This is a genomic window from Pseudomonas sp. LPB4.O (assembly GCF_038383825.1).
Taxonomy (GTDB): domain Bacteria; phylum Pseudomonadota; class Gammaproteobacteria; order Pseudomonadales; family Pseudomonadaceae; genus Aquipseudomonas; species Aquipseudomonas putida.
Map to the genome: position 1 here is coordinate 1,623,812 of NZ_CP151298.1, position 13,502 is coordinate 1,637,313.

Annotated in this window: 15 protein-coding genes and 1 tRNA gene; 15 read left to right on the forward strand and 1 reads right to left on the reverse strand. The window is 62.4% G+C overall.

Features of this window, described 5'->3' with window-relative positions; all coding sequences use genetic code 11:
- Positions 1-3 precede the first annotated feature (3 nt).
- The 15 genes from plsX to MRBLPB4O_RS07400 all read left to right on the forward strand — a co-directional run bounded on the left by plsX (position 4) and on the right by MRBLPB4O_RS07400 (position 13,232).
- On the forward strand, positions 4-1,014 hold the full coding sequence (plsX, locus tag MRBLPB4O_RS07330; RefSeq protein WP_016500895.1) for a phosphate acyltransferase PlsX: 1,011 nt from the start codon (positions 4-6) through the stop codon (positions 1,012-1,014).
- A 127-nt stretch (positions 1,015-1,141) separates the two neighbouring features.
- Entirely contained in the window at positions 1,142-2,080 is a 939-nt protein-coding gene (gene fabD, locus MRBLPB4O_RS07335; protein WP_341797951.1) for an ACP S-malonyltransferase, read from the forward strand.
- Positions 2,081-2,095: 15 nt separating this feature from the next.
- A complete protein-coding gene (fabG, locus tag MRBLPB4O_RS07340) occupies positions 2,096-2,836 on the forward strand; it encodes a 3-oxoacyl-ACP reductase FabG (protein WP_016500893.1) in 741 nt (246 codons plus the stop codon).
- Between the two features lie 203 nt (positions 2,837-3,039).
- On the forward strand, positions 3,040-3,276 hold the full coding sequence (gene acpP, locus MRBLPB4O_RS07345) for an acyl carrier protein (RefSeq protein WP_008096410.1): 237 nt from the start codon (positions 3,040-3,042) through the stop codon (positions 3,274-3,276).
- Between the two features lie 189 nt (positions 3,277-3,465).
- Positions 3,466-4,710 (forward strand): beta-ketoacyl-ACP synthase II, encoded by a 1,245-nt coding sequence (gene fabF / locus MRBLPB4O_RS07350; RefSeq protein WP_341797952.1) that lies wholly within the window; start codon positions 3,466-3,468, stop codon positions 4,708-4,710.
- Positions 4,710-5,525: an aminodeoxychorismate lyase gene (pabC, locus tag MRBLPB4O_RS07355; RefSeq protein WP_341797953.1), complete on the forward strand. Its 816-nt coding sequence runs from the start codon at positions 4,710-4,712 to the stop codon at positions 5,523-5,525. The genes fabF and pabC overlap by 1 nt, the downstream gene beginning before the upstream one ends.
- 4 nt (positions 5,526-5,529) lie before the next feature.
- On the forward strand, positions 5,530-6,720 hold the full coding sequence (gene mltG / locus MRBLPB4O_RS07360; RefSeq protein ID WP_341797954.1) for an endolytic transglycosylase MltG: 1,191 nt from the start codon (positions 5,530-5,532) through the stop codon (positions 6,718-6,720).
- Between the two features lie 9 nt (positions 6,721-6,729).
- Positions 6,730-7,362, forward strand: a complete 633-nt coding sequence (tmk, locus tag MRBLPB4O_RS07365; RefSeq protein ID WP_341797955.1) for a dTMP kinase — start codon at positions 6,730-6,732, stop codon at positions 7,360-7,362.
- Positions 7,355-8,341 (forward strand): DNA polymerase III subunit delta', encoded by a 987-nt coding sequence (locus tag MRBLPB4O_RS07370; RefSeq protein ID WP_341797956.1) that lies wholly within the window; start codon positions 7,355-7,357, stop codon positions 8,339-8,341. Before tmk ends, MRBLPB4O_RS07370 begins: the two co-directional genes overlap by 8 nt.
- 30 nt (positions 8,342-8,371) lie before the next feature.
- Positions 8,372-9,154 (forward strand): TatD family hydrolase, encoded by a 783-nt coding sequence (locus MRBLPB4O_RS07375; RefSeq protein WP_341797957.1) that lies wholly within the window; start codon positions 8,372-8,374, stop codon positions 9,152-9,154.
- Positions 9,155-9,792: 638 nt separating this feature from the next.
- Complete coding sequence (locus tag MRBLPB4O_RS07380; RefSeq protein ID WP_341797958.1) at positions 9,793-10,032, forward strand: hypothetical protein; 240 nt, start codon at positions 9,793-9,795, stop codon at positions 10,030-10,032.
- A 245-nt stretch (positions 10,033-10,277) separates the two neighbouring features.
- Positions 10,278-10,913, forward strand: a complete 636-nt coding sequence (locus tag MRBLPB4O_RS07385) for a TetR/AcrR family transcriptional regulator (RefSeq protein ID WP_016485495.1) — start codon at positions 10,278-10,280, stop codon at positions 10,911-10,913.
- A gap of 107 nt (positions 10,914-11,020) precedes the next feature.
- A complete protein-coding gene (locus MRBLPB4O_RS07390; protein WP_341797959.1) occupies positions 11,021-11,989 on the forward strand; it encodes a radical SAM protein in 969 nt (322 codons plus the stop codon).
- A 66-nt stretch (positions 11,990-12,055) separates the two neighbouring features.
- On the forward strand, positions 12,056-12,661 hold the full coding sequence (locus tag MRBLPB4O_RS07395; RefSeq protein WP_016485497.1) for a DUF4823 domain-containing protein: 606 nt from the start codon (positions 12,056-12,058) through the stop codon (positions 12,659-12,661).
- 10 nt (positions 12,662-12,671) lie between these two features.
- Positions 12,672-13,232, forward strand: a complete 561-nt coding sequence (locus MRBLPB4O_RS07400) for a DUF1285 domain-containing protein (protein WP_341797960.1) — start codon at positions 12,672-12,674, stop codon at positions 13,230-13,232.
- Between the two features lie 156 nt (positions 13,233-13,388).
- Here MRBLPB4O_RS07400 and MRBLPB4O_RS07405 read toward each other — a convergent pair.
- Positions 13,389-13,464: transfer RNA gene (locus MRBLPB4O_RS07405), tRNA-Asn, on the reverse strand.
- Positions 13,465-13,502: the final 38 nt, after the last annotated feature.

Sequence of the window (13,502 nt, forward strand, 5' to 3'; positions counted from 1 at the left end):
TCCTTGTCCGCTCAGATCATCGCGATCGACGCAATGGGCGGGGACTTCGGTCCCCGCAGCATTGTCCAGGCTAGCATTGCCTGCCTTTCGGCTACCCCCTCGCTGCACCTGACCCTCGTCGGTCAACCCTCCCTCCTAGAAGATCTTGTCAGCGGCCTTGCAGCTGCGGATCGCGCGCGCCTGCAGATTGTCGCCGCCAGTGAGGTGATCGGTATGGACGAGCGGCCCTCCCAGGCGCTACGCGGCAAGCCGGACTCGTCGATGCGCATCGCCCTCGAACTGGTGCGTGACGGCAAGGCCCAAGCCTGCGTCAGTGCCGGCAACACCGGGGCGCTGATGGCGCTGTCACGCTTCGTGCTCAAAACCTTGCCGGGTATCGATCGGCCAGCCATGGTGGCGGCGATCCCGACCCAGGCGGGTTACTGCCAGCTGCTGGACCTGGGTGCCAATGTCGATTGCAGCGCCGAGAACCTCTATCAGTTCGCGGTGATGGGCTCGGTGGCCGCCCAGGCCCTGGGTGTGCATCGGCCGCGTGTGGCATTGCTGAATATCGGTACCGAGGACATCAAGGGCAACCAGCAGGTCAAGCTGGCGGCCACGCTGTTGCAGAACGCTCGCGGCCTTAACTACGTCGGTTTCGTCGAAGGGGATGGCCTGTACAGAGGGGAGGCGGACGTGGTGGTGTGCGACGGTTTTGTCGGCAACATCCTGCTTAAATCCAGCGAGGGCCTGGCAACGATGATCGGTGCGCGCATCGAAAAGCTGTTCAAGGGCGGTGCATTTGCCCGGGTTGCCGGGGCCGTGGCCATGCCGCTGCTCAAGCGCCTGCAGGCCGACCTGGCGCCGGCGCGTCACAACGGTGCGAGCTTTCTGGGGTTGCAGGGTATCGTCATCAAGAGCCATGGCTCGGCAGGCGTGCAGGGTTTTCAGAGCGCCATTCAGCGCGCGCTGATCGAGATCCAGGAAAACCTGCCGCAGCGCCTGCATGGGCGCCTCGAAGACCTGTTGCCTTAGGCATTTCGCCGATGAAGTGCTTAAATGTGACCGCTTGGTCTGTGTTTCCATCCAAGTTTTCAGATTCTGCGTCTAGCCCCGGGCTCGGCGCACCCTATCCGACGACAAGATCATAAGGGCTTGTTCAATGTCTGCATCCCTCGCATTTGTCTTTCCCGGTCAAGGTTCCCAGTCGCTGGGCATGCTCAATGAACTCGGCGCCGAGAAGCCGGTAATCGTCGAGACCTTCAAGGAAGCGTCCGAAGCTCTGGGCTACGACCTGTGGAAGCTGGTCCAGGAAGGGCCGGAAGAGCAACTCAACCAAACCGACAAGACTCAGCCGGCGATCCTCGCTGCCTCCATCGCGCTGTGGCGCCTATGGCTGGAAGAGGGCGGCGCGAAGCCGGCCTTCGTTTCCGGTCACAGCCTGGGTGAGTACAGTGCGTTGGTCGCGGCGGGCAGCCTGTCGCTCAAAGATGCAGTGAAGCTGGTCAAGCGCCGCGGCGAACTGATGCAGGAAGCCGTGCCTGCCGGTCACGGTGCCATGGCCGCGATTCTCGGGCTGGACGACGCTGTCGTTGTCGAGATCTGTGCCAAGGCTGCCGAAGACGAAGTGGTCAGCGCAGTGAATTTCAACTCGCCAGGCCAGGTCGTGATCGCCGGTAACAAGGCGGCGGTAGACCGCGCCATGGCGCTGTGCAAAGAGGCCGGTGCCAAGCGCACTCTGCCGCTGCCGGTCAGCGTGCCGTCGCACTGCGCACTGATGAAGCCGGCTGCCGAGCGTTTTGCCGAATCGGTCAACGCCATCGAATGGAAGGCCCCACAGATTCCGGTGGTGCAGAACGTCACCGCCGCCATCGCCGCCGACCTCGATGCGCTCAAGCATGACTTGCTGGCGCAGCTGTACCAGCCGGTACGCTGGGTCGAGTGCGTGCAGACGCTCGCCGCAAACGGCGCGGTCAACCTGGTCGAGTGCGGCCCGGGCAAGGTCCTGGCTGGCCTGAACAAGCGTTGCGCCGACGGCGTGACCACCTACAACCTCAATACCCCTGACGCCGTTGCCGCCACCCGCGCGGCACTGGCCTGATTTGGAGAAGCTTGCATGAGCCTGCAAGGTAAAGTTGCACTGGTCACCGGCGCCAGCCGTGGCATTGGCCAGGCCATCGCCCTCGAGCTGGGCCGCCAGGGCGCGACCGTGATCGGTACCGCCACTTCGGCCTCCGGCGCCGAGCGCATCGCTGCCACCCTGAAAGAGCACGGCATCACCGGTACCGGCATGGAGCTGAACGTGACCAGCGCCGAATCCGTTGAAGCTGTTCTGGGTGCCATCGCCGAACAGTTTGGCGCGCCGGCCATCCTGGTCAACAACGCCGGTATCACTCGCGACAACCTCATGCTGCGCATGAAGGACGACGAGTGGTTCGACGTGATCGACACCAACCTGAACAGCCTCTACCGTCTGTCCAAGGGCGTGCTGCGTGGCATGACCAAGGCACGTTGGGGTCGTATCATCAGCATCGGCTCGGTCGTCGGTGCAATGGGTAACGCTGGCCAGGCCAACTACGCCGCCGCCAAGGCTGGCCTGGAAGGCTTCAGCCGCGCCCTCGCGCGTGAAGTGGGCTCGCGTGGCATCACCGTAAACTCGGTGACTCCGGGCTTCATCGACACCGACATGACCCGCGAACTGCCAGAAGCGCAGCGTGAAGCCCTGCAAACCCAGATTCCGCTGGGCCGCCTGGGCCAGGCTGATGAAATCGCCAAGGTGGTTTCGTTCCTGGCGTCCGACGGCGCGGCCTACGTGACCGGTGCTACCGTGCCGGTCAACGGCGGGATGTACATGTAACACTGCAACTCAATGTGACGGATTTCGTAAAAAAAGAGTCATACTGCGAGCCTAAAATCCGTTATAAAGCTGCAACCAGATTCCAGGCGGCGGGTGCGGTGACTGGTTTGAAGGTGCGTTTAGCTTGAAAAGCGAACGTCTTTCTATAAAATTAGCCACCGGCCAGCTGCCTGACATATATCCATTAGGAGTGAAAACTAGGTATGAGCACCATCGAAGAACGCGTCAAGAAAATCGTCGCCGAGCAACTGGGCGTGAAGGAAGAGGAAGTGACTAACGAGAAGTCCTTCGTCGATGACCTGGGTGCCGATTCGCTTGACACCGTTGAGCTGGTGATGGCTCTGGAAGAGGAATTCGAGACCGAAATCCCTGACGAAGAAGCCGAGAAAATCACTACCGTTCAAGCCGCTATCGACTACGTCAACAGCCACAAGGCCTAAGACGCTGTAGTCGTCGCTATTTGACGAGAAAAACCGCACTGCCTTTGCCGGCGTGCGGTTTTTTCTTTGCGAACGTGCTGCTTTCGGGCGAGCCGGCTTCGCTGACCGCGCACCAAGAGCCTGTTGCCATTCCATTCCTGCGCTTGAATGTAATCGCAAGAGACTCTGTTATTAGAAAAGGAGAGTACTGTGTCGCGTAGACGCGTCGTGGTCACCGGTATGGGTATGCTGTCGCCACTGGGTACCGATGTACCGAGCACCTGGCAGGGCATTCTGGCTGGCCGCAGTGGCATTGGTCCGATCGAACACACGGACCTGTCTGCCTACTCCACCCGTTTTGGCGGCTCGGTGAAAGGCTTCGAGGTCGAGCAATACCTGTCGGCCAAAGAGGCCCGCAAGCTTGACCTGTTCATCCAGTACGGCCTGGCGGCCGGTTTCCAGGCGGTGCGTAATGCCGGCCTGGATGTCACCGACGCCAACCGTGAACGCATTGGCGTGGCCATGGGCTCGGGGATCGGCGGCCTTACCAACATCGAGGAAACCAGCCGTACGCTGCACGATTCGGGGCCGCGTCGCATTTCCCCGTTCTTTGTGCCGGGCTCGATCATCAACATGATCTCCGGGTTCCTGTCGATCCACCTGGGCCTGCAGGGGCCGAACTACGCCATTGCCACCGCCTGCACCACCGGCACCCATTGCATCGGCATGGCCGCGCGCAATATCGCCTACGGTGAAGCTGACGTGATGATTGCAGGTGGCGCGGAGATGGCTGCCTGTGGCCTGGGCATGGGCGGCTTCGGTGCCTCGCGTGCGCTGTCCACCCGCAACGACGAGCCAAGCCGGGCCAGCCGCCCGTGGGACAAGGGCCGTGACGGCTTTGTATTGTCCGACGGTGCCGGTGCCCTGGTGCTCGAAGAACTGGAGCACGCCAAGGCCCGTGGTGCGACCATCTATGCCGAGCTGGTTGGCTTTGGCATGAGCGGCGACGCCTACCACATGACTTCGCCACCCGACACCGGCGAGGGTGCTGCCCGCTGCATGGCCAACGCCTTGCGCGATGCCGGTATCCAGCCGGAAGAGGTCAGCTACATCAACGCCCACGGTACCTCGACCCCTGCGGGCGACGTGGCCGAGGTGGCCGCGATCAAGCGCGTGTTCGGTGAGCATGCCTACAAGCTGGCTGTCAGTTCGACCAAGTCGATGACCGGCCACCTGCTGGGCGCCGCAGGCGCGGTGGAAGCGATCTTCAGTGTGCTGGCGATCAACAGTCAGATGGCCCCGCCCACCATCAACCTGGACGAACCGGACGAAGGTTGCGACCTCGACTTCGTTCCGCACCAGGCGCGCAGCATGCCGATCGACGTGGTGTTGTCCAACTCGTTCGGCTTTGGCGGCACCAACGGCTCGCTGGTGTTCCGCCGGTTCGCCGGTTGATGCACAGCTGGGTCGATGGCCAGCCCGCGGTTGCAGTCAACCTGCAGAACCGCGGCCTGGCCTACGGCGATGGCCTGTTCGAGACCATTGCCGTGCGCGGCGGCCAGCCCAGCTTGCTGGACGGCCACCTCGCACGCCTGGCGCTGGGTTGTCAGCGCCTGGCGATCAGTGCCGACATGGCGCTGGTGCGCGACGAGCTCCTGCGCTATACAAGCCAGCTCGGTGAAGGTGTAGCCAAACTCATCCTTACCCGTGGTGACAGCCAGCGTGGCTATGCGCCGGTTGCCGGTGCCGCGCCGCGGCGAATCCTGCAGGGCAGCCCGTTACCCAGCTATCCTGTGGAGCATGCCGAGCACGGCGTGCGCTTGTTTCCGTGCCAGACCCGGCTTGGGGAACAACCGCTGCTGGCCGGCCTCAAACACCTCAACCGCCTGGAGCAGGTGCTGGCCCGTGCCGAATGGCAGGACAGCGAGCATGCCGAAGGCCTGATGCGTGACGGGCAGGGCAGGGTGATCGAAGGGGTGTACAGCAATCTGTTCCTGGTGCGCGATGGCGTGCTGTTCACTGCCGACCTCAGCCGTTGTGGTGTGGCCGGGGTGATGCGTGCTGCATTGCTGGAACAGGCCGCGCTGCTGGGCATCCCGGCGCAGGTCGCTGACCTGCCGTTTGACGCGCTGGAGCAGGCAGATGAAGTATTTGTTTGCAATAGCGTTTACGGCATCTGGCCCGTGCGGGGCGTAGCCGCGCTAAACTGGTCGCCTGGCCCGCTCACCCGTAAACTGCAGGCCGTTGCCCGTACGTTACTGGAAACCTGAATTCGTGAGACGTAAATTCCTGCTACTGCTGGAAATGGGCTTGATACTTGCCGGGCTGGCGCTTGGCTGGTCGGCCTGGAAGGTCAACTCGGTCCTGGAGCAGCCCCTGCACGTGACGCAGGAGCGCCTGCTCGACGTGCCAAATGGCACCAACCCCAACCGCATGTTCTACCGCATGCAACAAGAAGGGTTGCTCGACGATGCTGTCTGGTTGCGCTTGTACTGGCGCTTCAACATGGCTGGCACCGCCCTGCACACCGGCGAATACCGCCTCACCCCAGGCATGACGGTCGAACAGTTGTTCGACGCTTGGCGCCGGGCCGATGTGGTGCAATACAACCTCACTCTGGTCGAGGGCTGGACCTTCCGTCAGGTGCGCTCGGCTGTGGCCAAGCATGAAAAGATCAAGCACACCCTGGACGGCCTGTCGGATTCCGAAGTGATGGACAAGCTCGGCCACACCGGCGTGTTCCCCGAAGGGCGCTTCTTCCCGGACACCTACCGCTTCGTGCGTGGCATGAGCGATGTCGAGTTGCTGCAGCAGGCCTACATGCGCCTGGACGAAGTGCTGGCAAAGGAGTGGGCCGAGCGCACCACCGACCTGCCGTATCGCGACCCGTACCAGGCGCTGATCATGGCCTCGCTGGTGGAAAAGGAAACCGGTATCCCCCAGGAGCGTGGGCAGATTGCCGGCGTATTTGTACGGCGCCTGCGCCTGGGCATGATGCTGCAGACCGACCCGACGGTGATCTACGGCATGGGTGAGCGTTACAACGGCAGGATTACCCGCGCCGACCTGCGCGATCCGACGCCCTACAACACCTATACCATGACAGGGCTACCGCCCACCCCTATTGCCATGGTCGGCCGCGAAGCGATTCACGCGGCGCTCAACCCGTCCGATGGCACCAGCCTGTACTTCGTCGCCCGCGGCGATGGCAGCCATGTGTTCTCCGACGACCTCGACGACCATAATTCGGCGGTGCGCGAGTTCCAGCTCAAGCGTCGTACAGACTACCGCTCCAGCCCTGCGCCGCAGCAAGAGGCACAGCCGGGTACTGACGACGCCCAGCCCCAGGTGCCCGCAACTGACGAGCCGGCTGCACAGCCAGCACCCGAAGCGCTGCCTGCGCAGGATGCCCCTGCTGGTGGTGCGCAAGCGGCCGAACGGCCGACGCCTGACGAACAACATTAAGGACTGCCTGTGAGCGGCTTGTTTATTACGCTGGAAGGCCCCGAAGGCGCGGGCAAGAGCACCAACCGCGATTACCTTGCTGCGCGCTTGCGCGAGCAGGGCCTGGATGTAGTGCTGACCCGTGAGCCCGGTGGTACGCCGCTGGCCGAAAAAGTGCGCGAGCTGCTGCTGGCCCCCACCGATGAAACCATGGCGGCCGACACCGAGCTGTTGCTGGTGTTCGCGGCGCGCGCCCAACACCTCGCGCAGGTAATCCGCCCGGCACTGGCCCGCGGCGCCGTGGTGCTGTGTGACCGCTTCACCGACGCCACCTATGCCTATCAGGGCGGTGGGCGCGGTTTGTCGGTCGAGCGCATCGCTACCCTGGAGCAATTCGTCCAGGGTGACCTGCGCCCGGACCTGACCTTGGTCTTCGACCTGCCAGTGGAAGTGGGCTTGGCCCGTGCCGCCGCCCGCGGCCGCCTGGACCGGTTCGAGCAAGAAGGCCAGGCGTTTTTCGAAGCGGTGCGCCAGGCATACCTGCAGCGCGCCCAGCGCGAGCCGCAGCGCTACAGCATGCTCGATGCCGCGCAAACGCTGGAAGCCGTGCAGCGCGCCATCGATGCGCTGCTGCCGGCGATTGTGGAGCGTTGCCGTGGCTGACGCCTACCCCTGGCAGCAGGCCCTCTGGCAGCAACTGGCCGGCCGCAGCCAGCACGCGCACGCCTACCTGCTGCACGGGCCGCAGGGTATCGGCAAGCGGGCCATGGCCGAGCGCCTGATGGCCCGCCTGCTGTGTCAGCAGCCCCAAGGGCTGGATGCCTGCGGCGGGTGCAAGTCCTGCCTGTTGCTCAAGGCCGGTAGCCACCCGGACAACTTTGTGCTCGAGCCTGAAGAGGCCGACAAGCCGATCAAGGTCGACCAGGTGCGCGAGCTGGTGGCATTCGTGGTGCAAACGGCGCAATTGGGCGGTCGCAAGGTGGTGCTGATCGAGCCTGTCGAGGCGATGAACGTCAACGCCTCCAACGCGCTGCTCAAAAGCCTCGAAGAGCCATCTGGCAATACGGTGCTGCTGCTGGTCACGCACCAGCCCAGCCGCTTGTTGCCGACCATCAAGAGCCGCTGCCAGCAGGTGGCGTGCCCGCAGCCAAGCCTGGCCCAGAGCCAGGCCTGGCTGGCCGGTGCGTTGCCTGACAGTGACGAGGCCGAGCGTGACGAGCTACTGACGCTGGCCGCTGGTTCGCCATTGATGGCGGTCAGCCTGCAGGCACAGGGTGTGCGCGAGCAACGTGCGCTGGTTACTGACGGGGTGAAGAAGCTGATCAAGCAGCAGCAATCGCCCAGCCAGCTGGCCGATGCCTGGAACGGCGTGCCACTGCTGTTGCTGTTCGACTGGTTCTGCGATTGGTCGCATCTGATCCTGCGCTACCAGTTGACCCAGGACGAGGAGGGGTTAGGCTTGGCCGATATGCGCAAGGTGGTGCAATACCTGGCGCAGAAGAGCCGCCAGTCCAAGGTGCTGGAGGTGCAGGCCTGGATTCTGGAGCAGCGCCAGAAGGTGCTGGGCAAGGCCAACCTCAACCGCGCCCTGCTGCTCGAATCGCTGCTGGCTCACTGGCTGCAACTGCCGGGTGCCCGCTGATTTTCATTTTTTCATGTGTGCCGTTATCCCATGCTCGTAGATTCCCATTGCCACCTCGACCGTCTTGACCTGAGCGCCCACCAGGGCTCCCTCGATGCTGCCTTGCAGGCGGCCCGTGAGCGCGGGGTCGGGCATTTTCTGTGTATCGGCGTAAGTGCCGAAAACGCCGGTGCGGTGAAGGCGTTGAGCGAGCAGTATGCTGACGTCGATTGCTCGGTGGGTGTGCACCCGCTGGACCTGGCGCCGGGTGAAACCCCTGCGCTGGAATGGCTGCTGCGCGAGCTGGCCCACCCCCATGTGGTGGCGATTGGCGAAACCGGGCTGGACTACCACTATGAGCCGGAAGCTGCCGAGCTGCAGCAGGCTTCGTTCCGCCTGCACCTGGAGGCCTCGCGGCAGACCGGCAAGCCGGTCATCGTGCACACCCGTGCGGCACGCGCCGATACCTTGGCACTATTGCGCGAGGCCAACCTGCCGCAGGCTGGGGTGCTGCATTGCTTCACCGAAGACTGGGAAATGGCCAAGGCCGCGCTGGACCTGGGGTATTACATCTCGCTGTCTGGCATCGTTACCTTCCGCAATGCCGATGCCCTGCGCGAAGTGGCGCGGCAGGTGCCGGTCGATCGTTTGCTGGTCGAGACCGATTCGCCGTATCTGGCACCCATTCCGTACCGTGGCAAGCCGAACCTTCCGCAGTATGTGCGGGAAGTGGCGGAGTATGTGGCTTCGTTGCGGGGCGCCAGTTATGAGCAACTGGCTGAGCAGACTACTGCCAACTTCAAGCGGTTGTTCCCGTTGGCGCGGATGGCTTGATGGCGCATGAGCCTGAGTGCACTTGCACTTGCACTTGCACTTGCACTTGCACTTGCACTTGCTCTTGCTTTGGCTTTGGCTTCTAAGCGCGCGGTAGCTCAGGCGACACAGATTGCGACTTCAGGAGGCCGAGCGCAGGGCTTGCGAAGGGAGGTGACGGGCATGGATGCCCGTCAAGCGCTGGGCCCCAGGATGGGGCCTGCAGCGCGGTCCTCCCGGGAGCAAGCCCGGAGCGAGGGGACCCCGGAGCGAAGCGCAGGGGCCGGATGATGGGAGCGGACGGCTTTGGTTACTTTGGCCAAGACCAAAGTAACCCGCCGGAAGGGCGGAAAGGTGACTCAGCGCCACCTGCGCGAACGAATGTTTACACTGTGTTAAGGCCCACATCGCAAGAAGCGAAAAGTGGATCTTGCTGTATTGGCTCAGCGAACAGTCCATTTGCGATGGCGACGCTGACTCACCTTTTCGCCCTTACGGCGAGTCACTTTTTGCCAAACGCGGCAAAAAGTAACCAAAAAACGCTGCGCTCCGATCATCCGGCCCCTGCGCTGCGCTCCGGGGTCCCCTCACTCCGGCCTCGCTCCCGGGAGGACCGCGCTGCAGGCCCCATCCTGGGGCCCAGCGCTTGACGGGCATCCATGCCCGTCACCCCCCTCCGCAAGGCCTGCGTTCGGCCTCCTGAAGTCGCGAAGATCAAGATCAAGATCAAGATCAATATCAATATCAAGATCAAGATCACAGGCACGGTACAGCACAAACTCCGAGCGGGGAGTGCGGGTCGCTGTGCGACCCGTCGCGCAAGCAAAAAAAACCCGGGTTCTGGGGGGGGAATCCGGGTTAAGACCATTAGGAGTAAAACAAAGGTACGCGGTCCCTGAGCACCTTTATCGGCGCGCCACTTGGGGGGGATGCGCCGCGCCAACACTTCAAGTATTGGTCAGGTTTGGCGCAGTGCCAGCGTATATTGGTCGTTTTTTAAACAAATTTGGAATACGCCGAGGTTTCAATCCTTCCGCAGCGCATGGCAGTAAGCATGGTGAAACACAGACATGCGTGGATGATCCGTGCAATTTCTTGCAAGTTAGGCATAATAAACCGCTTCGATTGTCATCCAGTCCTTCCCATGCAGAAAGAACCTCGTAAGGTCCGTGAGTTTCGCCGTCGCGAACAGGAAATCCTCGACACCGCGCTCAAGCTGTTTCTCGAACAGGGTGAGGACAGCGTCACCGTCGAAATGATCGCCGACGCCGTGGGTATCGGCAAAGGCACGATCTACAAGCATTTCAAGTCAAAGGCGGAAATCTACCTGCGCCTGATGCTCGACTATGAGCGCGACCTGAACGAACTGTTGCACTCGGCCGACGTCGACCGTGACAAGGAAGCCCTGTCACGCGCCTACTTCGAGTTCCGCATGCGCGACCCGCAACGTTACCGGCTGTTCGATCGCCTGGAAGAGAAGGTGGTCAAGGGTAACCAGGTGCCGGAAATGGTCGAGCAACTGCACAGTATCCGTGCTTCCAACTTCGATCGCCTGACTCAGCTGATCAAGGGCCGCATCAGCGAAGGCAAGCTCGAAGACGTACCGCCGTATTTCCATTACTGCGCGGCCTGGGCGCTGGTGCACGGCGCCGTGGCGCTGTACCACTCGCCGTTCTGGAGCAATGTGCTTGAGGATCAGGAAGGTTTCTTCCAGTTCCTGATGGACATCGGTGTGCGCATGGGCAACAAACGCAAACGCGATCCGGAACCGACGAACTGAAGCGTTCCGTCACTTGACGCTGAAACCGGCAGGGTGCGGGGGCTTGCAAAAACCTGATTTATGAGTCAGGTTTCGCCTGCCCCTTATCATCCATGCCGGAGTCATTCATGATTGTCGATCGTCAAGGCAGGCGCTTTCGCAACCTGCGTGTCAGCCTGACGGCTGCTTGCAATTATGCCTGCACCTACTGCGTGCCAGACGGCAAACGCCTGGTGGCGGCGCAAGACGAACTCTCGGCAGATGCCCTGGCCCGCGGCGTGGCCTACCTGATCGAAGCGGCTGGTATCGAGCGCCTGCGCATCACAGGGGGTGAGCCGCTTGTCAGCCCGCGCCTGGATGCCTTTCTGGCCGCCGTGGCCAAGCTCGACCTCGACGATATTTCGCTGACCACCAATGGCCAGCTGTTGGCGCGTAAGTTGCCCCAGCTGCAAGCGGCGGGTATCCGACGCCTGAATGTTTCCCTCGACACTCTCGACCCTCGGGCCTTCCGCCGCATTGCCCGGGGCGGCGACCTGACCAGTGTGCTGGCGGGTATGGAGCAGGCCAGTGCACTGGGCATGCGAATCAAGGTGAACATGGTGCCAATGCGCGGGCACAACCTCGACCAGGTATTGCCGCTGCTGGATTACTGCCTGGAGCGCGGCTTCGAGTTGCGCTTCATCGAACTCATGCGCATGGGCCACCTGGCCCGTGAGCACAATGCCTTTGTGCAGCAGTTCGTCGGGCTCGACCAGTTGCTGGCGCTGATCGGCGGCAAGCATGCCTATGTCCAGGTCGATGCGCCGCTGGACGCCACAGCCCTGCGCTATGAAATCCCGGGCATTGGCCACTTCGGCATCATCGCCAACGAGAGCGTACCGTTTTGCCGTACCTGCTCGCGCTTGCGCCTGTCCTCCACGGGCTGGTTGCATGGCTGCCTGTCTTCGAGCAATCGCCACTTCGTCGGTGACCTGCTGGAAAAGCCGCGTCATCAGGCCCTGCCGGCCCTGCAGCGCCTGTTGGTCAAGGCGCTGGCAGACAAGCAGGACTTGGCGTTTTCCGGTGATGTGATGGTGATGAAGGTGATTGGCGGCTGAAGCTGGCGCAAAAGCTGCATCCGCCGGCTATTCGCCGGTTTTTCGTCGCCGGCCACTGGAGGAAAGATGCGTAGCCTGGTCTTGCTGCTGGCGCTGATGGCGCTGGGCGGCTGCATGAATGTCAGCGATATGGGCGAAGGCGTCCGCTATCACATGAGCGATGCCGGTCTGCTGGACCACAGTGATACCCGGCGTACCCTGTCGATCCGCCTGCAGCCCGACTCGTTCATCTTCATCGGCCAGGGTGCATTCGTGCCGCCGGGCAAGGGGCCGGTGCCACGGCAGAACGCGGTGGCTGACGAGGCGTTCAAGAGCTTTGTCGAGTATTTCCCGTTGGTGCGCCGCGCCCAAGGCCCATTGGGCCTGGAAGACGCCATTGCCCAGGCACGTTCGGTGGGTGCCGACTACGTCCTGTACACCCGCTTCGCCCGTACCGATGACCGCATCGGCAATGGCGATGAGTGGTATGACGAACAGGCCGTCGACCGGCTGGGGTGGGACACTGGCGTGGTGCAGATGATGTTGATCGAAACCAATACCCGCTACCTGATCGACACCGCACGCATCAAGAGCCGTGGCGGTTTGTTGACGTTCCATGACAACACCCCGGAGGATTTGCTTGGTGCGCCGATGCGCGAGTACGCTCGTAGCCTTCTGGGTATGAGCGAATGAGGCAGGCGTGATGAGTGATTCCGGCAAGGCCAATGATCTTCTGGCACAGATCCCCAAGGCCAAGGGCCTGCCGCCGGTGCATCTGTGGAACCCGGATTTTTGCGGTGACATCGACATGCGCATTGCCCGCGATGGCACCTGGTATTACCTGGGCACGCCGATCGGGCGCAAGCCGATGGTGCGGTTGTTTTCCACGATCATTCGCCGCGATGGCGATGACTACTTCCTGATTACCCCGGTAGAAAAGGTTGGCATCCGCGTCGACGATGCCCCATTCGTGGCCGTGGCGCTGGAGGTGCTGGGGGAGGGGGAGCAGCAGGTGCTGCGCTTCACCAGCAATGTCGAGGACCAGGTTGACGCCGGGCCGGATAATCCCCTGCGGGTAGTGATTGACCCGGTGACGCAGGAGCCATCGCCGTATGTGTTGATGCGCAGCAACCTGGAAGCGCTGATACATCGCAATGTGTTTTACCAGCTGGTGGAACTGGCGGTGCCGCATGTAATCGAGGGGGAGGAATGGTTGGGCGTATGGAGCCGGGGGGAGTTTTACCCGATTGGGCGCAGTAGTTGAGGGCTCTGGGGCTGGAAGGCGCATGTCTTGAGTCTTGTGCTGCCTGGTAAATCGAGCGCCGCGCGGGCGGCGCTCGATTTACCAGGCGCTGACATACTTCCGGTGAACAACGAAAAAGCCCCCGGTTGCTTGCGCACCCGGGGGCTTTTCAATGTTTGGCTCCGCGACCTGGACTCGAACCAGGGACCCAATGATTAACAGTCATTTGCTCTACCTACTGAGCTATCGCGGAATCTGCGCCATATGTTACTGATTGCCCGGGAGATGTCA